The following is a 25,977-nucleotide window of genomic DNA, read 5'->3' as shown; positions in this document are numbered from 1 at the left end:
TGGCCCTGGATAGCATCTGGGGCACTGACGGGCGGAAGCTGGAAATGTCAACCGGACATGGTTACTGAAACCTTGCCTGAACGTCTCAGTCATTGAGATTCCCAGACATTCCTCACCTTGGAGACCGGTGTTAGTTCCGCACTGGGGAGTTGTAGGTCCCCACGGCATGTCCGCGTTGGTCCGCCGTTTTTTGGCGACCCTGTCCGATGGACGGGGTCGGGTAGGTGGGCGACATGACCAGCAAGATCTCGAAACGCGCCGCCGGCGCGGCCGCCCAGTCGTCCAACGCAGCCTCCGAGCGCACGCGTCGCCGCGTCCGCGCAGGCCTTCTGGCCTCGACGGCACTGGTCGCGGCGTCGCTGGCGGCGTCCGGTGCCTTCGCCCAGACGACGGTCGCCAGCCCGGCCGGGGGAGGGACCATCGGCCGGACCGGCGGTAGCAATCCTACGGTCAGTGACCAGTCGGGGTCTGGCGGCGGCGTCCAGCTGACCAATGTGACCCAGTCGACGCTGACCAACGTCATCGGCGTCACCATCAACAATACGACGGGTTCGCCCACTTCAGACGCCTTGCGCGTCGTGGGCTCGACCAGTGGCCTGAACTCGACCGGTGTAACCCTGTCCGGCGTGAGCACCCTGACGACGACGGTCAACGGCGGCTCTGCCCTGTTCGTCACGACCAACGCCAACCTGGGCGTCGGTATTACCTCCAGTGGGTCCACCTTCACCGGCAGCTACGGCATAAACCTGCAGGCGCCGTCGGGCTTCATATCGTTCGACGCGTCCGGCCAGAGCCTGTCGTTCGTGGCCAACGGCACCCATGTCGCGGGATTCAATGCCGTCAGCGGCGTCAACGCCGGTATTCAGCTCGGTACGTCCACGATCTCGGGCTTCGACACCGGCATCAACGCCAGCAATTTCTACGGCAGCTTCATTGAGATGACCGGTGGGTCGATCAATGCCCTGGTGACCGGGATCCGCGCGGACGCCACGGGCGGCCGCAGCAACATCCAGTCCCAGGCGGCGATCGTCGCGCCGACGGGCATCCACACCACCAACACGGACGGGGCGGATGTCACTACCAGCGGTGCCGGCACGATCAACAGCAACGTAGCGGGCAACGGAACCGGGATAATTGCGTCCAGTTCGGGTGGAACGGCCGCCGTCAATGTCACGGTGGGGGCCGCGATCGGCAACCTGACCGCCTTCGCGACCGGCGTGAGCGCGACGAATGCCGGCGCCGGCATCGTTTCGGTGACCAACACTGCGGCGATCACCGCGACCGGCAGCGCAATCTATTCGTCCAGTGCTGCGACCACCGGCAACGTCCTGAACCTGAACGCCGACATTACGGGCGGCGGGCTGGCTGCGGTGAATACGGTCGGCCAAGGCTACACCATCAATGTCGGGGCGGGCGCGACGATCGCAGCCAGTGGCACCAACGGTCGCACTATTCTGATGCAGTCCGGCGATGGCGTGGTCGTCAACAACGGCACGATCAGCAATTCCACCACGAACGCGAACTCGGCCATCCAGTTTGCGCAGGCGGGCAACGTCACCAATTTCGGCTCGATCACGACCGTCGGCAGCGCAATCGGCATTTCCGCCAATACGGGTCTGACAATCACCAACTCCGGTACGATCGCGGCGGGCGGCGCTGGCATCTACTCCGGGGGCAACGGCGCCTATGTGACGTCGATCACCAACCTGTCCGGCGGCTCAATCACCGGCAATGGCGGGGGTAACGGCACGCCTGCGATCGCTCTGTTCAACCAGGGCAGCGGCGCCAATATTCTCGATCTGCGCGAAGGATCGACCACCGGCGGCGTGAACGTGATCAACGGTAGCGGCACCACGACGGTCTCCCTCGCCGGGGCGATGACGGGTAACTACAACGGCTCCTCTGCTCTAGGGGCGATGACTTTCACGCTTGCATCAACCGGTTCGATGCTGGCTGCGACCTTTGGTTCGGCCAATGACACGTTCAACTGGCAGGGCGGCACGATCGGTGGCGTCATCAACGCCGGCACGGGTTCTAGCGACGTCTTCAACAGCGCCCTCGGCGAGGGAGTCAGCGGTTCGCTGAACCTCTCAAACCTCAGCAATTTCGACAGCTACAACCACCAGTCGGGCAACCTGACCCTGACGGGCAGCCGCGCTACCGGCCCGGGCTGGACTCTCGTTCCCGGATCCAGCCTCACGCTGGACGGGTCGCTCACCGTGACGACCGGGACGGGGTACGGCATCACCATGAACGGCAATGGTTCGCCGGCGACGGTGTCGATCCTGACCGGTTCAACGCTCAACGCCTTTGTGGGCGTCTGGTTTAACACCGGGGGCGGGCACACCTTCAGCAACGCCGGCACGGTGACCGGCTCGAACACCGGTCTCCTCACCAACGGCGGGCTGACGGCGACGAACACCGGTACAATCACGGCGGGCACGGACGCGGCCTTCGGCACGGGCTTTGGCGTTTCGACGATCACGAACTCCGGCATCCTGACGGGCGGCAACAATGCCACCACGGGCTTCGGCGTGCTGTCGCGGCTCGCGGGCGTCACCGTCACCAACAACGCCGGCACGATCAGCGGTGGAGCCGGTGGCATCATCAGCGGTTCGCTGCAGGGCGCAACGAACTATGGCGGGCTGCTCTCGGTGACCAACGCCGCGGGCGCTGAGATCAGCGGCGCTGTCGCAATCGCTACGGGCGGCTCGTCGCGTCTGACGCTCAACAACAGTGGCCGCATCCTAGGCGGCGCCAATGGCGGCATCGTCGCGGCGGGCAGCGGCGCGGTCTCGATCACCAACAATCTCTCGGGTCAGATTGTTGGCAGCGACGCCGCGATCTCAACCATTGGCACGACCATCATCACCAACGCCGGTCTGATCGGCACGGGCTCGGTCGACGGCGCGGGCGTCTACACGTTCGGCGGCACCGGCTATGCGATCAACCTCGCCAACGGCGGCACGATCAACAACAGCGGCACGATCCGCGGCGGCGGCGCTGCGATCTTCTCCAACGCCGGCACGCTGAACCTGACCAACACCGGCGCGATCCGGGGCGGCCAGGGCTATGCCCCCAACACCCAGGACGCCATCTGGGCGCTCGGCGCGACGATCCTGAACTCGGGCTCGATCACCGTCACCGACCGGGCAGGGACGGGTATCGAACCGACCTATGCGGCGATTAACCTGAGCAGTGGCGCCAGCACGGTCTCGAATGCTGCGGGCGGCCTGCTGGAGGGCGGCACGGACGTCGCGTTCGGCAACGCGATCCAGACATTCGGTGTCACCACGTTCAACAATTACGGAACCGCCATCGGCGGGGCGGCCGTCGGTGGAGGCTTCCGCCAGTTCTCCGACGCAGCGACCACCATCAACCTGCATGCCGGCTCGACGACCGGCTCGATCCTGACGGGAGCGGGCGATGACAGCCTGTCGGTCTACAGCGGGCGGGGCACGGCCGGTCTGGCGACGACCGACGGGACCTCGGGCATCACCCTGCAGAACGCCGGAACCCTCGGCGCGGCCATATTCGGCACGGCGGATCTGGGCGGCGGAACCAACACGCTGCAACTGCGGGGCCTTGGCGACGGAACGGCAGCCAACGGAACGGCCGGAACCTATGACCTCAGCGGCGGCTCGGTCACCGGCGCGTCGATCCTGAACAAGCTGGACCTCGGCGCCTGGACCCTGACCGGCGACGGCGCGGGCATCACCACGATCAACGCCGGCGACGGCGGCGGCAATGACGGGCTGCTGATCCTGAACGGTACCGGCCTGACGGCCGGCATCACCATCAACGGCGCGACCGTTCGCGCCATGAACGCCGCCGCCCTGGGCACGGGCCTGATCACCATGATCAATCCGACGCTGCAGTTCGGAGCGAGCGGAACCTATACGAACGCGATCTCGCTGGCAGCCTCGGACACGGTCAACGATCCGACCAATCTGCAGACCTTCGGCACCGGGATCATTGCCACGCTCAGCGGTGCCATCACCCAGGCGACCGCCGGCCAGCCGCTGGTCTTCAGCAGCGTGGACGCGAATGGCGTAGCCAATGCCGGGACGTTCGTTCTCACCAACACAGGGAACAGCTGGACCGGACAGACGCGGATCAACTCCGGCACGACGCTTCAGGGCCTGACGACCACCATTTCGGGTGGCAGCGTCCTCAACAACGGTGCCCTGGTATTCAGCCAGGGTAGCGCGGGGAATTTTGCGTCCGCCATATCCGGCACAGGCTCGTTGCGCATGACGTCCGGCGGCGCCGTCACCTTGCTGGGGACCAACACCTTCACCGGCGGGACGACGGTCGACGGCTTCTCCAATCTGCTGATCGGCAATGGCGGGACGACCGGCTCGATCACTGGCCCGATCTCACTGGTCAACAGCAACGTCTGGTTCAACCGGAACGACGGCTATGTGAACAGCAGCAACATCACCGGAAACAGCGGCTCCCAGGTGTTCCTGGCCGGTACCCTGACCCTCAACGGGTCGATCACCGGTTCGGGCGTGGTTGTCCAGGGCGTCGGCACAAGCGTTACCCTGGGCGGCGCCGTCAGCGGTGCGAACGCAAGCGCGGTGACGGTCAATTCCGGCAATCTCTCGGTCGCAAACACCGGCTCGATCCAGGGCGGACAGTTCATAGCGGTGCGTCTGGCGAGCACGGGCTCGACGCTGAACAACCTCGGCTCGATCACCAATGTCGGCACGGGCGCTGATGGGACGATCGGCGCGGCGGTCTATGTCTCGAGTGCTTCCGGCACCACCACGATCAACAACGGGTCGCTGACCGACACCGGTGCGGGCTCATTGATCCAGGGCAGCAACGCCGGCATCCGGCACCAGGGCGGCACGGACACCCTGGTCGTCAACAACTACGGCAACGTGATCGGCAACCTGTATAACGGGATCGAGAACAGCGCCGGCAACCTGACGGTCAACAACTTTGCGGCCGGCCTGATCCGGGGGCGGTATACCGGGATCGTCGGCGGCGGCGTCATGAACTTCACCAACGCCGGTGTGATTTCATCGACGGATGCCTCGGGCAACGGCATCACCAGCGCCGGTGGCACCCTGATCCTGGCCAACCAGGCCGGCGGCCAGGTCACCGGAGGCGCGATCGGTATCCTCGCGAACGGCGGCTCGACATCCATTGTCAACGCCGGGACGATCACGGCCCAGACCGGGGCCGCCATCCAGGCGGGGGGCGGCGCGCTGGCGCTCAGCAACCAGGTCGGCGGTTCCATTTCCGGCGCGACCTTCGGTGTCCGCTCGGTCGGCGCGATCAGCGGATCCAATGCGGGGACCATTTCGGGATCCAGTGGCGACGGCCTGAACCTGTCCAACGGCGGCAGCTTCACCAATGCGCTGGGCGGCACGATCAGCGGCCTCGGCACCAATGGCTGGGGTATCCGCAACACCGGAAGCGCGCTGACGCTGGGCAATGCCGGCACGATCTCCGGTCTGGGCGACGGCATCTCCTCGACCGCGGGTCTGATCCTGACCAACTCGGGCACGATCAGTGGCACCAACTACGCGGGCGTAGCGATCCGGGGCGGCGGTTCGGTGACGAACTCCGGCACGATTACCGGCAACGGCTTCTATGGCATCCAGAACGCCACCAACACCGGCACCGTCACCATCACCAACCAGTCGGGCGGCGTCATCGGCGGCGCGGGCTCGATCCTGATCGACGGCTCAAGCGCGACCACCATCAACCTGCAGGCGGGCTCGACCACCAACGGCGATATCCGCGTCGCCGCCGCCGGCGGCGTCACGGCGACCATCGCCGGAACGCTGAACGGTGCCTACAACGCTGGGTCGACCTCAGGCATCGACATCCTGACCCTGGCCAGCACGGGGTCCATGACCTCGGCCAACCTTGGCGCAGGCGCCGACATGTTCACCTATCAGGGGGGCAGCGTCAGCGGCGTCCTGGACGGCGGGACCGGTACGGACAGCTTCGCTTCGACCCTCGGCGGTGCCGGCGTGGCGACGCTCTCGCTTTCGGCAATCACCGGTTTCGAGACCTTCGCGCACAACTCGGGTCAGCTGACCCTGACCGGCGCGGGCGGCTTCACGAACGGCGCGACCGTCAACGGCGGAACGCTGCTGGTTAACGGCACGCTCGCGGCTGACACCCTCGTCAACAGCGGTGCCACCCTGGGCGGCTCGGGCACGATCAACGGTGCTCTTACCATCGCCGACGGCGGCATCCTGACGGGCGCTCAAGGCAGTGACCTCGCCATCGGCGCGCTCAACCTGTCGTCCGGCTCGATCATCAATGCGACCTTCAGCGGTGCCGGTGGGCCCGCGCTGTTCGCGATCTCCGACGACCTGACGCTGGACGGCACGCTCAACGTCGCAAGCAGCGGTGCCTATGGCTTCGGCGTCTACGGCCTGATGACCTACGGCGGTGTCCTGACCGACAACGGCCTCACCGTCGGCACCACGCCGGGCGGCACGCAGCGCGTGTCGGTGCAGACCTCCGTCGCGGGCCAGATCAATGTGATTCACGCGCCGACCACCCTGTTGTTCTGGGACGGCGGAAACGGCGGTCAGCACGACAACGGTGCCGTCAACGGCGGCGCGGGCGTCTGGACGGCGGCCGGTTCGGAATGGACCGATGCCAACGGTCTGTTCAACGGTGCCATGGAGCCGCAACCCGGCTTCGCCATCTTCCAGGGCACGGGCGGCCTGATCACGGTCGATGACGTGGCCGGCGCAGTCGGCGTCACGGGCATGCAGTTCGCGGCCGACGGCTATTCGATCCAGGGCGACTCGATCAACCTGGCGGCGGCGACCACGACGATCCGCGTCGGCAACGGCACCCTGGCGGGTGCCGGCTGGACGACCACGATCGGATCGGAACTGACGGGCGCAGGCCAGCTGGCGCGGACCGACCTCGGCACGCTGATCCTGACGGCCGGGAACACCTATACCGGCGGTACTTCCATCGACACCGGCCGTCTCCAGATCGGTGCCGGTGGAACGACCGGCTCGATCCTCGGAGCGGTGACGCTGGCCAACGGCGGAACCCTGGCCTTCGCGCGTAGCGACAACCAGGTGTTCAACAATGCCGTGAGCGGCACGGGCACGGTGGTGATCAATGGCGTCGTGACCTTGACGGGCCCGATCACCGCCACGAACGGGGTGAACGTCGGTGCCGGTTCGGTTGCGACGCTGTCGAACGTCAGCCTGACGGCGGGCAATGCGGTGGTCATGAGCGGCGCGAATGCCACCGTGAACGTCGCGAGCGGCGGCGTGGTTCAGAGCCTGAACGGCACCGGGGTCTTCGTCACGGCCGCCAATGGCTTCGTCGACAATCTGGGCACGATCAGCGGCACCGCTACCGCCGTGTTCGCCAATGCGGACCTGACCCTGACCAACGGTGCGTCGGGCAGCATCACCGGTCTGTTCGCAATCAGCGCGCTGCAGAACCTGAATCTGACGAACAACGGTTCGATCGATGCGACCGTCGCCAACTTCAACAGCTCGGGCATCTATGCCGGCGGGACCGGGACGATCCTGAACACGGGCTCGATTACCTCGGGCACGAACGCGATCTACACCCAGGGCACGGGCTCGGTGACCAACAGCGGTCTGATCCGGGGCGGTGGAGCCGCCTCGACGATCCGGCTGTTCGGCGCGAACTCGATCGTGACCAACCAGGCCGGCGGCGAGATCAACACCTCAGGAACGGGCACGGGCGTCTATCTGGACGGCACCGGCTCCACGGTGCTGAACGCCGGCACGATCCGGGGCGCGAATGCCGTGAGCCTTGTCGGCAGTGGCGGCGCGCTGACCAACAGCGGAACCCTGATCGGCCTGGTCGGCTCCGGCGTCGTGGGCAACGGCGGCGTGGTGACCAACCTCGCCGGTGGCTCGATCACCGGTCAACTCAGCGGAGCCACCTTCGTTGCGGCGGCCGGCTCGGTGAACAACGCCGGGTCCATCGTCGGCACGACGGCGCATGGCGTGAACCTCAACGCCGGCGGCCTGGTCGACAACAGCGGCTCCATCTCCGGTGCCCTGGTCGGGGTTCGCTCGCTGGCGGGCCTCAACCTGACCAGTTCGGGTTCGATCTCCGGCGGCGGCAATGCCGTTGAAAGCGTCGGCGCGTTCAACGACACCCTGACCTTCCTCACCGGTTCGACGACCACGGGCTCGGTGCTGTCCGACGGCGGCGACGATCTGATCTCCCTGGCGGGCCTGCTCACCGGCTCTGTCGGCGCGGGCGCGGGGACGGACACCGTGACCCTGTTCGACACCGGCAGCTTCAGCGGCATCCTCGACGGCGGCGACGGCTTCGATGCCTTCGTGCTGGACGGCGGTGGCGTCGGTACGGTCGATATCGGGACCGTCGTGAATTTCGAGAGCCGCACCATGCAGGGCGCGGGCGTCTTCGCCCTGACCGGGGCGGACACATCCAGCGCGGGCTGGACGATCAACGCCGGTGTCCTGACGGCCTCTGGCGGTCTGGCGATCGGCGATGATGTCACCGTGACGGTCGGCGCAAACGGCATTCTGGCGCTCCTGTCCGACGAAGCCATCGGCTCGCTGGTCGGTGCTGGCCAGGTCGATCTCGGCGCCAATACCCTCGGTGTCGTGAACGGCGGCGCCTATGCCGGCGTCATCGGCGGCTCCGGCGGTCTGACCCTGCTCGGCGGCACGCTCACCCTGTCCGGCACCAACACCTACACGGGCGTGACCGCCATCGAGGGCGGCGCTCTGGTTCTCGGCGCATCCGATGTCCTGTCGGACCTGACCGGCGTCAACGTCGCGACCGGTGCGATCCTGGACCTCGGCGCCTTCAATGACACGGTCGGCATTCTGGCCCTGTCGGGCACGCTGAACGGCACGGGCACGCTGACGGCGGGCGAGTACCAGCTCAACGCCGCGACCGTGAACGCCAACCTCGGCGCCGGAAACCTCTTCCAGGTCTCGGGCGTCTCGACGCTGAACGGGGCTTCGGCCTCGGAAGCCGTCGCCATCACAGGCGGCACGCTGTCGCTCGGCACCGCGGACCGTCTGTCCGACACCGCCACGGTGGTGGTCGCCAGCGGCGCCGACCTGAACCTGAACGCCTTCGACGACACCATCGGCCTGCTCGGCCTGTCGGGGACGCTGAACGGCACGGGAACGCTGACCGCGGGCGAATACCAGCTCAACGGCGCGACCGTGAATGCCAACCTCGGTGCCGGAAACCTGTTCCAGGTCTCGGGCATGTCGACGCTGAACGGGACCTCGGCCTCGGAAGCCGTGACCGTCGCCGGCGGCACGCTGACTCTCGGTGCCGCTGACCGTCTGTCCGACACAGCTACGCTGATGGTCGGTGCGAGCGGGGTTCTGGACCTCGGTGCCTTCGACGAAACGGTCGGCATCGCCGGACTGTCCGGCACGCTGGACGGAATCGGCACACTGACCGCGGGCGAGTACCAGCTCAACGGCGCGACCGTGAATGCCAACCTCGGTGCCGGAAACCTGTTCCAGGTCTCGGGCGTCTCGAGGCTGAACGGCACGTCCGCGTCCGAAGCGGTCACCATCGCCGGCGGCACGCTGACTCTCGGTGCCGCTGACCGTTTGTCCGATACCGCCACGCTCGTGGTCGGTGCGGATGGCACGCTGGATATCGGTGCTTTCGATGAAGCGGTCGGCATCGCCGGACTGTCCGGCACGCTGAACGGCACGGGTACCCTGACGGCGAGCGAGTATCAGCTCAATGCCGCGACGCTGAACGCCAACCTGGGCGCGGGAAACCTGTTCCAGGTCTCGGGCGTCTCCACGCTGAACGGGACTTCGGCTTCGGAAGCCGTGACCGTGGCCGGTGGCACGTTGTCCCTCGGCGCGGCGGATCGGCTGTCCGATACCGCCACGCTCCTGATCGGCACCGGCGGAACGCTCGACCTGGGGGCCTTCGATGAAACGGTCGGCCTGGCCGGACTGAACGGCACGCTCAACGGCACGGGGACGCTGACGGCGAGCGAGTACCAGCTCAACGCCGCGACGGTGAACGCCAACCTGGGCGCAGGAAACCTGTTCCAGATCTCGGGCATCTCGACGCTGAACGGCACCGCCGCTTCTGAAGCGGTGACCATGGCAGGCGGCACTTTGGCCCTCGGTGCCTCGAACCGTCTGTCGGACACCGCCACGGTGGTGGTCGGCAGTGGTGCGGTGCTGAACCTGAATGCCTTCAACGACACCGTCGGCCTGTTCGGTCTGTCGGGTACGCTGAACGGCACCGGCACGCTGACCGCCGGCGCGTACCAGCTCACCGGCGCGACAGTGAACGCCAACCTCGGCGCGGGGGACCTGATCCAGATCTCCGGCGTCTCGACGCTGAACGGGACCTCGGGGTCACAGATGGTCAGCATCGTCGGCGGCACGCTGGACCTCGGTGCTTCGAACCGTCTGTCGGACACCGCCACGGTGGTGGTCGGCAGTGGTGCGGTGCTGAACCTGAACGCCTTCAACGACACCGTCGGCCTGTTCGGTCTGTCGGGTACGCTGAACGGCACCGGCACGCTCACGGCCGCGGAAACCCAGCTGAGCGGCGCGACGGTAAACGCCAATCTCGCAGGCGCGCGTCTCTTCAACCTGGCCGGGGAGTCGATCCTGAACGGAACGGCGGCCCAGAACCTGGTTTCGGTCCAGGGCGGGACGCTTCGCCTGGGTGCCTCCGAACGACTGTCCGACACGGCGACGGTTTCGGTCTCGTCCGGTGCGACCCTGGCGGTCGGTGCCTGGCAGGAGCGGATCGGCTCCCTGTATGGCATGGGCGATGTGAGCATCGGCTCGACCGGCCGCCTGACGCTGGGCGGAGCCGAGTCCGGCTTCGGCGGGCGGCTGAGCGGCGCGGGCACGCTGGCGCACGCCGGCGGCCTGTTCACCCTCCTCGGCGACCACACGATCGCAAACATCATCAACCAGTCGGGTGAACTGCGCTTCCTCGGCTCCACAACCGGTGCTGTTTCGGTGACCGGTGGAACCCTGACGGGTGCCGGCACCATCGGCGGAGCCCTGACGGTGTCGAATGGCGCCGTTCTGTCGCCGGGTCTGGCGGGTCAGTTGAACGGGATCGGCGGCTTCACGGTCGGCGGCCTCAACCTCACGGGCGGTCGCCTGAACCTTGACGTCACCGGCACAGCCGCCGGCAGCCTGATCGACCAGATCCGGGTGCTCGGCACCGCCACCCTGACCGGCGGCACGGTCTCGCCGCTCTTCCAGGGGCCGGCCTCGGGCTTCGACTTCTCGACCCGCTATCTCTTCCTGCAGGCCAACCGCTTGGTGGGCACCTTCTCCAACGGTTCGGCGTTTACGGCTGCAGCCCAGGACGGCCTGTTCTGGCGGGTTCGCTACGATCTCGCCCCCAACAGCGCGGTCCTCGAGCTGCGTCAGTTGACGGACTTCGATCCGGGCCAGTCGGGGACGGCCAACCAGGGTGCGGTCGGCGTCGCGTTCAGCGGCGGCCAGCTCGAAGCCTCCGACGACTACGCCGGAGTCCTTTCGATCCTTTCGGGCCTGTCCGATGCCGAACGCAACACAGCCTTCGACAGCGTCTCCGGCGAGGCGCTGGCGGACATGACCACCTCGCTGTTCTCCGCCAACGACCACTTCATGCAGACCGTTCAATCCTCGGGCGGTCGCGGCGACAACAACGCGGGCTCGCTCAGCTTCGCCAGCCAGCTGTCGTTGACCGCCGACCGTGCCAGCCCGGCCAGCCAGCTGGCCGGCGTGCTCAATGCCTATGATCCGGGCGCGTCCATGAACGGCGCGAGCGGGGGCTGGGTGTCGGTCTTCACCGGCGACCAGGAACTGGAAGGCAAGAAGCCCGGCCAGGCCACCGTCGACAGCCGCCACAGCGGCTTCGCCGGCGGCTATGGCGTGTCCAACGGACCGTGGAGCTTCGGCGGCGCGGCCGGGGTGTCGCGTATGGAAGGCGATGTCGTGGACCGCGCCTCGCGCTATGAGACCGACCTCAGCCATGCGGCCGGGTATTTCGGCTACGATGACGGCCAGTGGGCCGCCGACGTGACCGCATCGGTCTTCGGTGGCGAGGCGGACACCCGTCGTACTGTGAGCGTCGGCGCGTTCAGCGGCACCGCGATCGGTGACACCCATGCGGAAGGTCAGGCGATCGCCGCCAGCGTCGCCCGCCGCTTCCACCTCGAAGATGATGGCACGATCGCCCTGGGCGTCATCGGGACACTGTCCAACGCTTCCGTCGACGGCTTCACCGAAACCGGCGCGGGTGCCCTGTCCCTGACGGTCGCCGGACTGGAGCGGGACTGGCAGACGCTGAACATCAGCGCCCGCGCTGCCCAGCCCTATCGGGTCAATGGCCGCACGATGAAGGTCTACGGTGGCCTGGGCGTCCTGCTCACCACCGGCGACCGGCAGGCCACGGGCGACATGCGCTTCAGCGGCGCGCCGACGGGCTTCGGAGCCTTCACCATCGAAGGGGCTGAAACCCCGCCGTTGGCCGGCGTCACCGAGTTCGGACTCGAGGTCGAGGCCGCCGACGGCGTCTCGATCTCCGCCGGATACCGCGGCCTGTTCAGCGAGCGTCTGAACGACAACCAGTTCGGGATGAAGCTGAACGTTCGCTGGTAGGGGTGCTGCCAGGCCACCGGTAGTCTGGCTCCGTCGGGAGCCGGTCGGGCGGGGATGTGGAGCTTGTCCGGAGGGGGAGGCTCCACCCCGCCCGCGACCGACCTCTATCGCCGGCGGTGGCGGGCGGGGATCAGTCCGTGGCGGGTCATCTTGTCGTAGAGCGTCTTGCGGGGGATCTGCAGGTCCGCGGTGACCTGCCGGATGTCGCCCTCGTGACGGGTCAGGGACTCCCGGATCAGCTCGGCCTCATAGTTTTGCACGCGCTGGACCAGCCCTTCGTCAGACCGGGTTTCCGACATGAGGGGGCTGAGGCCCACTGCGACCTGGCTCGCGTAGTTGGCCAGCTCGCGCAGGTTTCCCGGCCAGTCGTGTTCGAGCAGGCGGCGGCGAATGGCATGGTCGACCGTCGGCATGTCCCGTCCCAGACGGCCAGCCACCCGGCTCAGGAAGCGGGCGAACAGCAGCGGCACGTCCTCGCGTCGTTCGCGCAGGGGCGGCGTCCGAAGACGGATGACGTTCAGCCGATAGTACAGGTCTTCCCGGAGGTCGCCGCGCACGACAGCCTCGACCGGGTCGCCCTTGGTTGCGGCAAGGATCCGCAGGTCGAGGGCCTGCGGCTCCACCGCCCCGACCGGCAGGATCTCGCGTTCCTCCAGAACGCGCAGGAGCAACAGCTGGGCGGCGCGCGGCGCAAGATCGATTTCGTCGAGGAAGAGGGTGCCCTGGTGGGACTGTTCGATCTGTCCCACGCGCCGGCGAAACGCGCCGGACGGGCCGGCCACATCGCCCATCAGCAGGCTTTCAAGCCCCGTTTCCGGCAAGGCGGCGCAGGACACCGCAACGAACGGTCGCAGGCGCCGACGGCCGGCGTTGTGAATGGCGCGAGCCACAGCCTCCTTTCCGGAACCGGTCTCGCCCTCGATGAGGACGTCGACCTCTGCGTCGGCGAGGCGCTGGACCGCGGCGCGAAGGGACTCCACCGGTCGACTTGAGCCGCTGAGCGGGATTGAGCCCTCGTCGTCGGCGGCGAGGGCGGCCAGTCGACGATTGTCGAGAACCAGCGCGCGCTTCTCCAGGGCCCGACCGAGCGTCTCGATCAGCCGCTCCGGTGCAAAGGGTTTGGCGAGGAAATCGTAGGCGCCGCGCTTCATCGCGTCGACGGCCTCGGCGATGTCGCCGTGACCCGTCATCATGACCACCGGCAGATCGGGATCGAGGTCGTTGAGGCGTTCCACCAACTGCCGGCCGTCCATGCCCGGCATTCTCAGGTCGGTCGCCACGACGCCCTCAAACCGGTCGTTGACCACCTTGAGCGCTGCCTCTGCGGACCCGAACGCGAGGACCGTCAGCCCCTCCAGTTCAAGTCGCTCCGCGAGGGCGTCACGGAAGCTGTCGTCGTCATCGATGAGCGCGATCCGGTTGAGAGCCTCGAAGCTCATGACGCCTTCGCCAACCGGATGGTGAACCTCGCGCCGGTGGAGGTCGGTTCGAGCACCAGTTCTCCGCCGAAGGCCGCAACGATATCGCGGCTGATGACCAGCCCAAGCCCGAGGCCGTCCGCCTTGTCGGTCGTGAATGGCGTGAACAGTCGTTGCTGCACGGCCGGCGTGACGCCGGGTCCGTTGTCCGTGACGTGAATCGTCACCCGTTTGCCGCGGACCTGAACGCCAAGGGTGATCACCGGATCAGCGATGCCGTCGAGAGCCTCGATCGCGTTCTGGAGCAGGTTGAGCACGACCTGTTCAAGCCGGTTCCTTTCCGCCCGCACCGCGAGCCCCGCGGGTGCCCGGCGACGCTCGAGGGTGATGCCCTTTTCCCTGAGCCGTCCGCCGACAAGGAGGAGCGCGCCGTCGATGGCTCCGTCGACGCTCACGGCGACCGTCTCCGACCGGGTCTTGCGGGAGAAGGCCCGGAGTTCGTCTGTGATGACCCCGACCCGCTCGGTCAGGCGATCAATATTGGCCAGGGATCGAAGCGCCCCGGCGCTGTCGTCGCGTCGCAGGAGGACCGCAGCGCTGTCGGCGTGTGTCCGGATCGCCGCGACCGGCTGATTGATCTCATGCGCCACGCCGGCGGCGATCTGGCCCAGGGTCGCCAGCTTGTTGGCCTGGATCAGCTCGTCCTGGAGGTCCTGGCGAACGGTCTCCAGACGTCGGCGCTCGTCGATCTCATGGTTCAGCTGATCGTTGGCGGAGCGCAGTTCCGACGTCCGAAGGTCGATCTGCCGCTCCAGCTCAACGCGGGCCTGCTCGTCCTCCGTCGCCCGCGCCGCGGCGCGCTGTCGCCGCCGAAGGAGGATGCCGGTAAGGGCGGCCAGCAGGGCCACGGTGAGCGCGCTGAGCCAACGCGCGACGGCCACAGCGCGGTCGATCGCGTCACCGGACGGCGCGAGCAGGTTCAGCCGCCAGCCGATCTCCGGGATCGGGTCCGACGCAGCGGCATACAATCCCTGGGGGATGTCTGTCGAAACCCGGACGAGGCCGGAACCGTCGGCTTCGAAGGGCAGGGGCGTGGGAATGGTCGAACCGGCAGTCTGGGTCGCTGCGAGCCGCCGCCGCAGGTCGGCGGACAGGGGACGGGCGGTATGGAACCGCCAGGCCGGCACGGTGGTGATCACCACCACGCCATCGGCATCGGTGACGTAGGTGGGTTCGCCCGACGCCCGCCAGTCGGCCTCCAGCGCATCGAACTCGACCTTGGCCACAATGACGCCCAGTGGCCGCCCGGAAGGATCGTCGACGCGCCGGGACAGATAGAGTCCGGGACGGCCGCTGACGGTGCCGAGGGCGAAGAAGCTCGCCTGCCCATCCCGCATGGCTTCGTAATAGTAGGGTCGGAAGCGGTAGCTGGAACCGACGAAACTGGTCGGCAGTCGCCAGTTGCTGGCGGCCAGTGTGCGGCCGTCGGAGTCGAGGGCGTAGATGGCGGCCGCGCGGACCTCCTTCGCCAGGGCCTCGAATTTCCGGTTGAGGCGCGCCGCGCCCGGCGCATCGGGTCGGCGGAGAAGGGCTTCCAGATCGGGGTCCTGGGCGAGCACCATGGGCAGGGAGCGGTGCCGTTCCAGTTCGCTGCGAAGGACCGCCGCATGCAGTGCGCTTGCCGTCGCCGCCTGACCTCCCGCGGATGCCCTGGCATCCCGCCGTGCGATCTCGCCGCTCGAGATGACCGCGATGACAGCGACGAGGGCCCAGACCACGCCGAACACGCGCCATTGAGTCGTTGGGGATCCCGGGCCTCTCATTGAGCGACTATGCGAGATTACGCACAAAAATCCATCGAGAATGTGCGGATTACCGCACAATGTTCCCGCCGATCAGGCCTCTGATCCTGAATACCTCAATATTTTCAACACGAACTGTCGGCGGCTGAGGCCGCTTGTTGCGTTGGATAGTTGATCGATACTGGAACCAATCGCGCCGATGAGAGCGCGCCAGTGACCGGGGCCGGGCAGCGGTTCCAAGGGAGGTCGTTTGTTGCATCCAGCCGCCACCAGCGGTGCGCCCGCCGTGCGCCGTCCCTTCTATCGCAGCCTGTACTTCACCGTCCTGCTGGCGATCGTGGCGGGTGGCGTGATCGGCCACCTGTGGCCTGACTTCGGCCAGTCCCTGAAGCCGCTCGGCGACGCCTTCATCAAACTGGTGAAGATGATCATCGCCCCGGTGATCTTCCTGACCATCACCACCGGCATCGCCGGTATGCGCGACCTGAAACAGGTGGGTCGTGTGGCGGCGAAGGCCTTTGCCTATTTCCTGGTCTTCTCGACCCTCGCCCTGATCATCGGACTGGTGATTGCCAATGTGGTCCAGCCGGGCCGCGGCCTGAACATCGACCCCGCCACGCTCAACGCCGGTGCCGTCGCGCAGTACACCGCCGCGGCGCACGAGAGCACCATTGTCGGCTTCCTGACCGGCATCATTCCCAACACCCTCGTCAGCGCCTTCGTCGAGGGCAACATCCTGCAGACGCTGTTCGTGTCGATCCTGTTCGGCATCGCCCTGGCCATGGCCGGCGATGTCGCAGCCCCGGTGACCCGCGCGCTGGACGCCCTCAGCCAGGTCGTCTTCAAACTGGTGGCGATCCTGATGAAGGCCGCGCCGATCGGTGCCTTCGGAGCCTTCGCCTTCACCATCGGTGCCTATGGTCTCGGCGCGATTGCCAACCTCGCCGCCCTGATCGCCACCTTCTATGTGACGTCTCTGGTCTTCGTGGTCGGCGTGCTGGGGCTGGTCTGCCTGGTCAACGGCTTCTCGATCTTCCGGCTGATCAGCTATCTGAAGGAAGAGCTTCTGCTGGTGCTCGGCACCTCGTCGTCGGAGGCGGCGCTGCCCAGCCTGATGCAGAAGCTGGAGCGCGCCGGTGCGCCCAAGTCGGTGGTCGGGCTGGTCGTCCCGACGGGCTATTCGTTCAATCTGGACGGCACCAACATCTATATGACTCTGGCGGCCCTGTTCATCGCCCAGGCCATGAACATCGAGCTCAGCCTGCAGGATCAACTGCTGCTGCTGCTGGTCGCCATGATCAGCTCAAAGGGGGCCGCCGGCATTACGGGAGCGGGCTTCATCACCCTGGCGGCGACGCTGGCGGTGGTGCCGGGCGTCCCGGTCGCCGGCATGGCGCTGATCCTCGGCATTGACCGCTTCATGAGCGAGTGCCGGGCGCTGACGAACTTCGTGGGCAATGCGGTGGCGACCCTGGTCGTCGCCCGCTGGGAGGGGGAACTGGACCGGGAGGCGCTGCACGCGGCGCTCGGGTCCGGACCGAAGGCATTGGCCGCACCGCCGGATCCGGCGGCAGGGCCGGGTGATCGAGACGTCGTAACGGCCGACTGAGAGCGGTCGACAATAAAAGCGGGAGGAAGAGACATGAGGACCATCCACAAGACAGCGCTGCTCGGCAGCGCCGCCATGCTGACGCTGCTGGCGTCGGCTTCGGGGGCCTGGGCGCAGACGGCGCCGGCGACCGGGTCGCAGGACGCGGCCAACAATCTCGACGAGGTCGTGGTTGTGGGCTCGCAGATCCGCGGAGCCGCGGTGAACGCCGCCTTGCCGGTCACCGTGGTGAACGAGGAGCAGATCCTCGCGACCGGCGCCGTCAACGGTGATGACCTGCTTCGGTCGATTCCGCAGATGGGCGACGTCCTCTTCAGCGCCGCCAACAATCCGCAGACGTCCAATGCCGCGCGCGGGGACGTCAACTCCGTCAACCTGCGCTCGCTGGGCGTTGGCAACACCCTGGTGCTGCTCAACGGTCGCCGCATCATCACCCACCCGACCAGCCAGGGCACGTCCGACACGGGCACGGTGCCGGTGCTGAGCTACAACTCCAACGCCATCCCGGTGTCCGGCACCGGCCGGGTCGAGGTCCTGCTCGACGGGGCGGCGGCCATCTATGGTGCCGACGCCGTGGCGGGTGTTGTGAACACCGTCCTGCGCGACAATTTCGACGGGCTCCGCATCCAGACCCAGTACGGCGGTGCCGAGGGCACCCATATGCGCGAGCTCACGACCAACATCTTCGCAGGCCGGAATTTCGAGCGCGGCAACATCTCCGGCTTCATCGACTATACGGACCGAACCGCCCTTCTGGCGGAGGATCAGGACTATACGGCCTCGTCCAACCTGCGCAGCCTGTTTGCCAATGAGCCGGGCTTTGACACCAGCCTTGATCCCGACGGCCGCGCCACCCGCGGGGCGTGGGCCAATCTGCAGGCGCAGACCAGCACCACCATTCGACGCAACGGCACGGCCCTGACCACCTCGGCCGGGTTCTTCCACACCCAGCCCGCCAGTTTCGGCTGCGCGACGCCGATCGGAACGGACATCTGTATCGCCACGGGCAATGCCAGCGCCAACGGCATTCAGCGCGACCTCCGGTACGACACCCAGGTGGGTACGACGGTCACCCCCGAGGTGGAGCGCCTGAACGTGTTCCTCACCGGCCGCTATGATCTGAACGATGAACTCGAGGCCTTCGGCGAGATCGGATTCTACCAGGCGACGACCCAGAACATCCAGCCGCCGACCATCAGCCTGAACGCCCTCTGGATCCCGGCGTCCAACTACTGGAACCCGTTCGGACCGGTGACCTTCGCGAACGGCCAGGCCAATCCGAACCGTCTCTCCGGCCTGACGGGCGTGCCGGTCGGCGGTCTCAATGTCCGCCTCGGCAACTACCGCTTCAACGACGCGGGCTTCCAGATCGTGGACGTCGAAAACTACCAGTCCCGGATCCTGGGCGGGCTGCGCGGCGAGCGGTGGGGCTTCGACTGGGAGACGGCGATCGTCTATTCGGAGGCCGAAGCCACGGACACCTCCAATGCCGTCAACATGACGGCGTTGCAGGCCAGCCTGGCCCTGTCCACGCCGGACGCCTACAACCCGTTCAACGGCGGTTGCGTCGCGACCACGACCTTTGGCGACTGCACGCCGAGTTCACAGGTCGCCATTGACGCGATCTCGACCGAACTGGTCCGGGTGTCGAGCACTTCGCTGACCATGGCTGACTTCAAGATGAGCCGGCCTGACCTGATGGAGCTTCCCGGCGGCCCGCTGGGCGTAGCCTTCGGTGTCGAGTTCCGACACGAGACCCAGAACGATGACCGGGACTCCGACCTCGACGGGACCAATGTCTTCACCGACATGATCGATGGCGCGATCAGCGTCTCGAACCTGTCGGCGGTCAGCTCCAACCCGGATACTTCGGGTACGCGCAATGTGACCTCGGCCTATCTCGAGTTCGCCGTGCCGGTCGTTTCACCCGAGATGAACATCCCGCTGATCCATAATCTGGAGTTCCAGGTCGCAGGCCGTATGGAGCACTACAGCGACTTCGGAGACGTGGCGAAACCCAAGATCGCCATGGCCCTGGACATCTTCGACGGGCTGCGGCTGCGGGCGTCCTATTCCGAAGGCTTCCGCGCGCCGAACCTTGAGCAGACCAATGCGACGACCTATTCGCGCCTCGCATCAAACAACGACTATCTCCGCTGCGAGGCCGATCTTCGCGCCGGTCGGATCGCGACCTTCAACGCCTGCGCCCGGTCGGTCAGCTATTCGCTGCGTGTCTCGGGGAACCCAGACCTGAAGCCGGAAGAAAGCACCAACCAGTCGGTCGGCCTGGTCTTCGAGCCCAAATTCCTGCCTGAGGCATTCGGCGACTTCACCTTCATGGTGGATCGCTGGCGCATCCAGCAGGAGGACATCGTCGGCCTGATCGGCGGCCAGACGGCGGTGGTCCAGGACTATCTGGCCCGTCTGAACGGTTCCTCCAATCCCAATGTGGTGCGCGCGGTCCCGAACGTCGACGACATCGCCTTCTTCACCGGAACCGGCATCGCGCCGGTCGGGGCGGTCCTCTTCGTCAATGACGGTTTCGTCAACCTGCTGCCGCAGGACGTGCAGGGCGTGGACTATGCCGTGAACTGGCGTCTTCGGGACACGCCGTGGGGCGATTTCCGGGCCCAGGTGAATGTCGCCCAGCTGCTCGAGTTCCATCGTGATGCCGGCCCGACCGTGCAGGCGCTCGACGACGCGCGCGACGCCGGCGCAATCAATCCCTCGACCCCGCTGCCCATCGCCAGCGACCTGCTGGCACGGAATGGACGGCCCGAGTTCAAGGTGTCGAGCACGCTGACCTGGAGCCAGGGACCGTTCCAGGTCGGTGCCTTCGTCCAGTACACCAGCGCGGTGGAAGAAACCGGCTTCCTCAACACGACCGGCGATGCCTGGATTGTGGAGGCCCAGACCACGGCGAACCTGTACGGCCAGTATGAGTTCGAGGGCGCGGGCTGGGCTGCCGACACCCGCATCCGCGTCGGTGCCCGGAACATCACCGACGAGGCGCCGCCGCTGACTTCGTCGGGCTATCTGGGATCGCTCTATCGTCCCTATGGCCGCTACTGGTACGCCAGCATTACCAAGACGTTCTGACACCGGGACCGGCGCCGCTGACATGGGTCACGGCGCCTGTCTGACCCGGCAGGAGAGACAGGCATGAGGCAGCTGGCGGCAGCGGCGCTTGCGATCGCCGGCTTCATCGCCGCAACCGGCGTGCGGGCTGACCCGCCGACGCCGCGCCCGATCGATTGTCCCGCTTCGGCCGGACGCGGAACGCGGTGCCTCTCGGGACAGGACGCCAACGGCGCCTGGTACGTTCTCGCGATCCCGCCGAACTGGAACAACCGGCTGATCGTCCACGCCCACGGCGGGCCCCGCACCGGGACGCCCGAGGCGGCCGATCCGCTGGAGGATCTTGACCGGTTCTCGGTCATGGTGCGCCATGGCTATGCCTGGATCGGCTCCACCTATCGGCGCGGCGGCTACGGCGTGAGAATGGCCGCCGAGGACACCGACAACAGTCGCGCGGTCTTCTGGTCATTGTACGGCCGCCCCGAGCGCACCCTGCTGCATGGCCAGTCCTGGGGCGGCAATGTCGCCGCCAAGGCGTCAGAGCTCTATGCCGGAAGCGCTGAACCGGGCTGGAACTATGACGGCGTCCTGATCACCAATGGCGTCGTTTCAGGCGGCACCCGCGCCTATGGCTTCCGCGCTGATCTGAGGGCGGTCTATCAGTACTACTGCGCCAACCATCCGGCCCCGGATGAGCCCGCCTATCCGCTCTGGCAGGGCCTGCCGCTGGACAGCCGCATGACCCGGGCGGAGCTGCGGCGGCGGGTTGAGGCCTGTACCGGCGTGGACCGGCCCGCTGCGCGCCGGTCTCCCGACCAGGCCGCACGGCTGCGGGACATCCTGGCCGTGACCGGCGTGGCCGAAGCCCAGCTGGTCAGCCACCTGAGCTGGGCGACCTTCCTGTTCCAGGACATGGTCCTGCTGCGGCTCGAAGGACGCAATCCGTTCGACAACAGCGCGACGGTGTACAGTGGATCCGCTGACGATGCGGCGCTGAACGCGGGCGTCCAGCGCTTTGCGGCCGATCCGCAGGGCGTGGCGCTGCTGGCGCATGATGCGGATCTGACGGGCGAGATCGTCCGCCCGACCCTGACATTGCACGGCCTCCACGATCCGACTGTGAGCGTTGATCTTGAAGCCCTGTACGCCGCGACCGTCTCCGCGGCCGGCCGGTCGGCGTGGCTTGTGCAGGCGGTCACGGATGAATCCGACCACAGCAAACTGTCAGACGCGGGATATATGACAGTCCTGGATGCGCTGGAGCGCTGGATTGATCGTGGCCAACGGCCAGACCCCGCCGCCTTCCAGGCCCGATGCCAAGCGCTCTGGTCGCAGCAGGGGCCCTGCCTGTTCATTGCACGCTGACGGGGAAGCGCGTGGGTCGGCGGTCAAGTGCCGCCACTTGCGCTTCTGAACCGGCAGAGGCACCGGTATCCTCTCAGCCGTCATGACTGCCGAAAAGGGATGCAAGCGTATGTCGCTCACGGGACGTGAACTACGGTCGACCGTTTCTGACGGGGTGCTGAGGCTGTCACTCGATGAGGTCGTGGTCGGAGACCTGGCGCCGGACGAAATCGTCGTGCGGGTCGAGGCGGCTCCGATCAATCCGAGTGATCTCGGCCTGTTGCTCGGCCCGGCTGACGTTGCGTCGATGCGTTCAGAGGGATCCTCCGGCCGGCCCGCATTGGCTTTCGACATTCCGGAGGCCCGGCGCGCCAGTGTCGCGGCCCGCGTCGGCCAGTCGCTGAGCGTCGGGAATGAGGGGGCCGGCACGGTCGTCGCCGCGGGTGAGCAGGCAAAGGACTGGATAGGGCGGTGCGTCGGCCTGGTCGGGGGCGGGATGTATGCTGACCTTCGCAAGATCAGGACGCGCGACGCGCTCCCGCTTCCGAAGGGTGTGGCAGCGGCGGAAGGGGCTGCGCTGACGGTCAATCCGCTGACGGCCCTTGGCTTTGTAGAAACAGCGCGCGCCGAAGGTCACGCGGCGATCGTGCACACCGCTGCGGCCTCAAGCCTCGGACAGATGCTGCAGAAGATCTGCGCCAGCGACGGCATCCCCCTCGTCAATATCGTTCGCTCTGACGAACAGGTCCAACTGCTGCGGGGCATGGGCGCGCAGTTTGTCCTCAACAGCCTTGACGCAGACTTCAGGTCGCAGCTCGTCGATGCGGTCAGCGCGACCGGGGCGACCGTCGCGTTTGATGCGATCGGCGGGGGCTCGCTCGGCAGCGACATCATGCGTGCGATGGAGAAGGGGGCTGTCAATCGCATGACAGAGTACAGCCGATACGGCTCGACGAGCTTCAAGCAGCTGTACGTCTATGGTGCCCTGGATCTCTCACCGATGGTCCTGGATCGCCTGGCGTTCGGTTTTCAATGGAGCGTATCCGGGTGGCTGCTGACCCCGTTCCTGCAGAAGGCAGGGGCCGAAACCGTGATGCGTCTGCGCAAGCGCGTGTTTGATGAGCTGACCACGACCTTTGCGACGCACTACACCAGGACGATTGGTCTTGGCGAAGCCCTCGATCCTGACCTGCTGCGCGCCTATGAACGCAAGGCGACAGGTGAGAAGTTTCTCATCAACCCCACGCTGAACTAGGCCGTCCCTCCTGCCGGGAGGCAGGCCTGACTCAGAGGGTCAGCCAGGCCAGGTGGGTGAGCGCAGCGGCCAGGACAAGGACGCCCGCCACGGCAACCCTCGGCCCGGCAACCAGGGTCGAGACCGGCTGTGTCGGAAAGGCCATGGCGTGGGTCAGGGCCATCATCTTGTATTCGTGCGCCTGCAGGAAGGCAGCATTGGTCGAGAGCACCATCATGTCGCGACGGCTGCGATAGCGCATCAGGCCGACGAGACTCCAGCCCGGGTCCGCCGGGACATTGAGCGGGTCGACATAGGTCGAAACCTTCCGGTACGTCAGCAGGGGGATCCCGCCGCCGGCAATCAGCGTCGGGGCGAAGACCGAAAAATAGTGCTTCATCAGATCCGTTCCACTGCGGATCTTGCCCGAGACCGGATCCGCCGCCGGCTCGCGCCTGATGCGGATCAGGTTGAACATGAAGAACTCGCGGCCGTCATCCTGTTCCAGGAAACGCCGGATCAGAGTCATGTCATTGAGGCCCTGGGGCCAGAGGGCCTCGGCCCGGGCCACGAAAGCCTCGACCTCATGCGGCCGGAGCGGTCCCCGCCAGTTGTCGTACCAGAGCCGAAAAATGAGATACAGGCCCGCGGCCAGCGCCCAGATCATCCAGGGGTGAGGATTCACGACGCCCTCAGTTCGACCAGGTCACATAGGTGTCGCCGGGACGGATCGGGTCCTCACCGGTCCGGTCAACCCCCACCGGTGCCTCGACAAGGGCCGGCCACATCGGGGCCATCTGGGTGGCGTCATGGGCCTGCAGCTCTGCCCTCAGCCTGGCGACGACCTCGGGGCGGCTGGCCGCAAGGTTGGTCCGTTCGGTCGGGTCGTTGGCCAGGTCGTAAAGCCAGGCACGCGCCGGCCGGTCGAGCACCTGCAGTTTCCAGTCACCGGAACGGACCACGCGATAGCCGCCCGAACGCCAGAAGAGGGATTCATGCGGCCGTCCGGCCCTGCCGTCGGCCAGGAAGGGCGTCAGATCGACGCCGTCCATCCGTCGGTCCGTCGGCAGGGTTGCGCCGGCCGCCGCAGCCGCTGTCGCGAAGATGTCGAAATGGGAGACCGGCGCTGACATACGCGTCCCGGCGGGAATGCGTGCGGGCCAGTTCATGTAGTAGGGCACCCGGATTCCACCCTCGAAGAAGGTCAGTTTCCAGCCCCGGAAAGGCTTGTTGATGTTCGGGAGGCCGATGTAGTTGGCCCCGCCGTTGTCGCTGCTGAAGACCACGAGCGTGTTCTCGTCGAGCCCCTGGGCCTTCAGTTCGTTCATGATCCGGCCGACGCCGCGGTCCAGGGCGATGATCATCGCCGCATAGACGCGCTCACGGTGGTTGGTGATGTGCGAGAGGGCGTCGTAGTCCGACTTGAGGGCCTGCAGGGGTGTGTGCGGCGCATTATAGGCCAGGTACATGAAGAACGGCCGATTACGGTTGGCCCGGATCCCGGCCAGCGCCTGATCCGTCATATAGTCGGTCATATAGCGGTCGGGATGGAACCGCGGCCCGCCGTTGTACTGGACGCTGTAAGGCAGGTTGGCCCACAGGAAGCGGTCGAGTGGATCGAATGACTGACGCGAGTTGACCACGTTCGGGTCGCGTTCCGGCAGGAACATCTGTGCGCCGACCATAAAGCCCAGGCTCTCGTCAAAGCCCTGATCCTCGGGCCGCATGCCGGCAGTCTCGCCCAGGTGCCACTTGCCCAGGTGCATGGTGTGGTAGCCGCGGGACTGCATCAGCTCCGCGATTGTGATCTCGCCGGCCGGGACGCCCATCTGCTCATAGGGAGGGACCTGGTCCACCCGGTCGCTGCGGAAAACGGGTCGCATTTCATTGTCTTTGCGCGACAGGGTCGGCAGCAGCCGCGCCATCTGGACCGGAACAGAGGTGAACTCAAAGCCGAACCGGGTTGGGTAGCGGCCGGTCATCAGGGCCGCGCGGGAGGGGGAGCAGGTCGCGTTGCCGGCATAGCCCTCGGCCAGAATCGCGCCGCCCCGGGCCAGGGCATCGATGTGGGGCGTGGGGACGGTGCCGTCGCCCAGACCGCCATTCAGGCTGATGTCGTTGAAGCCCAGGTCATCGGCCAGGATGACGATCACGTTCGGCGGCCGATCGGCGGGGGCCATCGCCGGCGTTGCCGGTCCGGCTTCCCAGACAACCGGGCGGTTCGGTCCGACCGGGGGGCCGCGCCAGCCGGCCATGTGAAGGATCACATAGTCCTTGAGCGCGAGGCCACCGAAGCCGAGCAAAAAGAGGCCCGCCAGGGCTCCACCAATCCAAATGGCCCGCTTCATGGTCTGTCCCCCGTCGGGCCCCTCGGAACGGACCCGTCTTTTATTGTCATAGAGGATGCCAATATATAGAAGGGCCTGTAAAGTCCCGGAACCTTCAGGAACCTGCCAAAATGAGCGAGCGACACGTGATGGCGACCCTTTTTCTGTTAGCAGGCCTGATCCTGGCTCCGGGCGCGGCCATGGCGGGAACCCCGGCTGAGGACTTCGTCGCCAGTGATGCCGACCGCTCCGCCACGCTCAGTCCCGCCGAGTTTCGTCGCTTCATCAGTCTCGGGGCCGCGGCCGGGCGCCCCCGGGCGGTCATGGTCCGTGACCGGAATGTCTATGACCGGGCCTTCCAGCAACTGGACAGCGACCGCAACGGGCAATTGTCACGCGCCGAACTGCAGCTCCGCTAGCAACATCAGCCGCCCCGATGACGCCGGTCGCGCGGTGCCCTCGAGCGGGAAATGAAACCCGCCGTCCGTTCCCGTGTCCGGCAGGGCTGGCAAAGGTCCCGGGCACCAAAGAGGCGATCCACCGCATCC

Annotated in this window: 10 protein-coding genes; 6 read left to right on the top strand and 4 right to left on the bottom strand. The window is 66.8% G+C overall.

Annotation, left to right across the window (positions count from 1 at the left end; translation table 11 throughout):
- Window positions 1–233 precede the first annotated feature (233 nt).
- On the top strand, window positions 234–12,617 hold the full coding sequence (locus KB221_11780) for a hypothetical protein (protein WIY68759.1): 12,384 nt from the start codon (window positions 234–236) through the stop codon (window positions 12,615–12,617).
- A gap of 104 nt (window positions 12,618–12,721) precedes the next feature.
- Here the strand turns inward: KB221_11780 and KB221_11775 are convergent, their stop codons facing one another.
- Window positions 12,722–14,056 (bottom strand): sigma-54 dependent transcriptional regulator, encoded by a 1,335-nt coding sequence (locus KB221_11775; protein ID WIY68758.1) that lies wholly within the window; start codon window positions 14,054–14,056, stop codon window positions 12,722–12,724.
- Window positions 14,053–15,822 (bottom strand): ATP-binding protein, encoded by a 1,770-nt coding sequence (locus KB221_11770; protein ID WIY68757.1) that lies wholly within the window; start codon window positions 15,820–15,822, stop codon window positions 14,053–14,055. Before KB221_11770 ends, KB221_11775 begins: the two co-directional genes overlap by 4 nt.
- Before the next feature lie 268 nt (window positions 15,823–16,090).
- On the opposite strand from KB221_11770, the gene KB221_11765 reads away from it, so the two are divergent.
- From KB221_11765 to KB221_11750, 4 genes are all read left to right on the top strand, one after another.
- Window positions 16,091–17,446: a dicarboxylate/amino acid:cation symporter gene (locus KB221_11765; GenBank protein WIY68756.1), complete on the top strand. Its 1,356-nt coding sequence runs from the start codon at window positions 16,091–16,093 to the stop codon at window positions 17,444–17,446.
- Between the two features lie 33 nt (window positions 17,447–17,479).
- Window positions 17,480–20,545 (top strand): TonB-dependent receptor, encoded by a 3,066-nt coding sequence (locus KB221_11760; GenBank protein WIY68755.1) that lies wholly within the window; start codon window positions 17,480–17,482, stop codon window positions 20,543–20,545.
- 63 nt (window positions 20,546–20,608) lie between these two features.
- Window positions 20,609–21,889, top strand: a complete 1,281-nt coding sequence (locus tag KB221_11755; protein ID WIY68754.1) for a hypothetical protein — start codon at window positions 20,609–20,611, stop codon at window positions 21,887–21,889.
- An 82-nt stretch (window positions 21,890–21,971) separates the two neighbouring features.
- Window positions 21,972–23,123: an NADH oxidase gene (locus tag KB221_11750; GenBank protein ID WIY68753.1), complete on the top strand. Its 1,152-nt coding sequence runs from the start codon at window positions 21,972–21,974 to the stop codon at window positions 23,121–23,123.
- Window positions 23,124–23,154: 31 nt separating this feature from the next.
- Here KB221_11750 and KB221_11745 read toward each other — a convergent pair whose 3' ends face one another.
- The gene (locus KB221_11745; protein WIY68752.1) at window positions 23,155–23,787 is read right to left on the bottom strand and encodes a hypothetical protein; all 633 of its coding nucleotides are present in this window, start codon (window positions 23,785–23,787) and stop codon (window positions 23,155–23,157) included.
- 7 nt (window positions 23,788–23,794) lie between these two features.
- Window positions 23,795–25,450 carry a sulfatase-like hydrolase/transferase gene (locus tag KB221_11740; protein ID WIY68751.1) on the bottom strand — a complete coding sequence of 552 codons (1,656 nt, stop codon included), beginning with the start codon at window positions 25,448–25,450 and terminating at the stop codon, window positions 23,795–23,797.
- A 128-nt stretch (window positions 25,451–25,578) separates the two neighbouring features.
- On the opposite strand from KB221_11740, the gene KB221_11735 reads away from it, so the two are divergent.
- Window positions 25,579–25,848, top strand: a complete 270-nt coding sequence (locus tag KB221_11735) for a hypothetical protein (protein ID WIY68750.1) — start codon at window positions 25,579–25,581, stop codon at window positions 25,846–25,848.
- The last annotated feature ends 129 nt before the right edge of the window (window positions 25,849–25,977 follow it).

Source organism: Aquidulcibacter paucihalophilus (genome assembly GCA_030285985.1).
Taxonomy (GTDB): Bacteria; Pseudomonadota; Alphaproteobacteria; order Caulobacterales; family Caulobacteraceae; genus Brevundimonas.
This window is presented reverse-complemented; position numbering and strand designations above follow the sequence as displayed.

Excerpts from the sequence above, each read along its gene's own strand:
- KB221_11780 (WIY68759.1), top strand. The coding sequence starts at position 234 with ATGACCAGCAAGATCTCGAAACGCGCCGCCGGCGCGGCCGCCCAGTCG.
- KB221_11775 (WIY68758.1), bottom strand. The coding sequence starts at position 14,056 with ATGAGCTTCGAGGCTCTCAACCGGATCGCGCTCATCGATGACGACGAC.
- KB221_11760 (WIY68755.1), top strand. The coding sequence starts at position 17,480 with ATGAGGACCATCCACAAGACAGCGCTGCTCGGCAGCGCCGCCATGCTG.
- KB221_11755 (WIY68754.1), top strand. The coding sequence starts at position 20,609 with ATGAGGCAGCTGGCGGCAGCGGCGCTTGCGATCGCCGGCTTCATCGCC.
- KB221_11750 (WIY68753.1), top strand. The coding sequence starts at position 21,972 with ATGACTGCCGAAAAGGGATGCAAGCGTATGTCGCTCACGGGACGTGAA.
- KB221_11740 (WIY68751.1), bottom strand. The coding sequence starts at position 25,450 with ATGAAGCGGGCCATTTGGATTGGTGGAGCCCTGGCGGGCCTCTTTTTG.
- KB221_11735 (WIY68750.1), top strand. The coding sequence starts at position 25,579 with ATGGCGACCCTTTTTCTGTTAGCAGGCCTGATCCTGGCTCCGGGCGCG.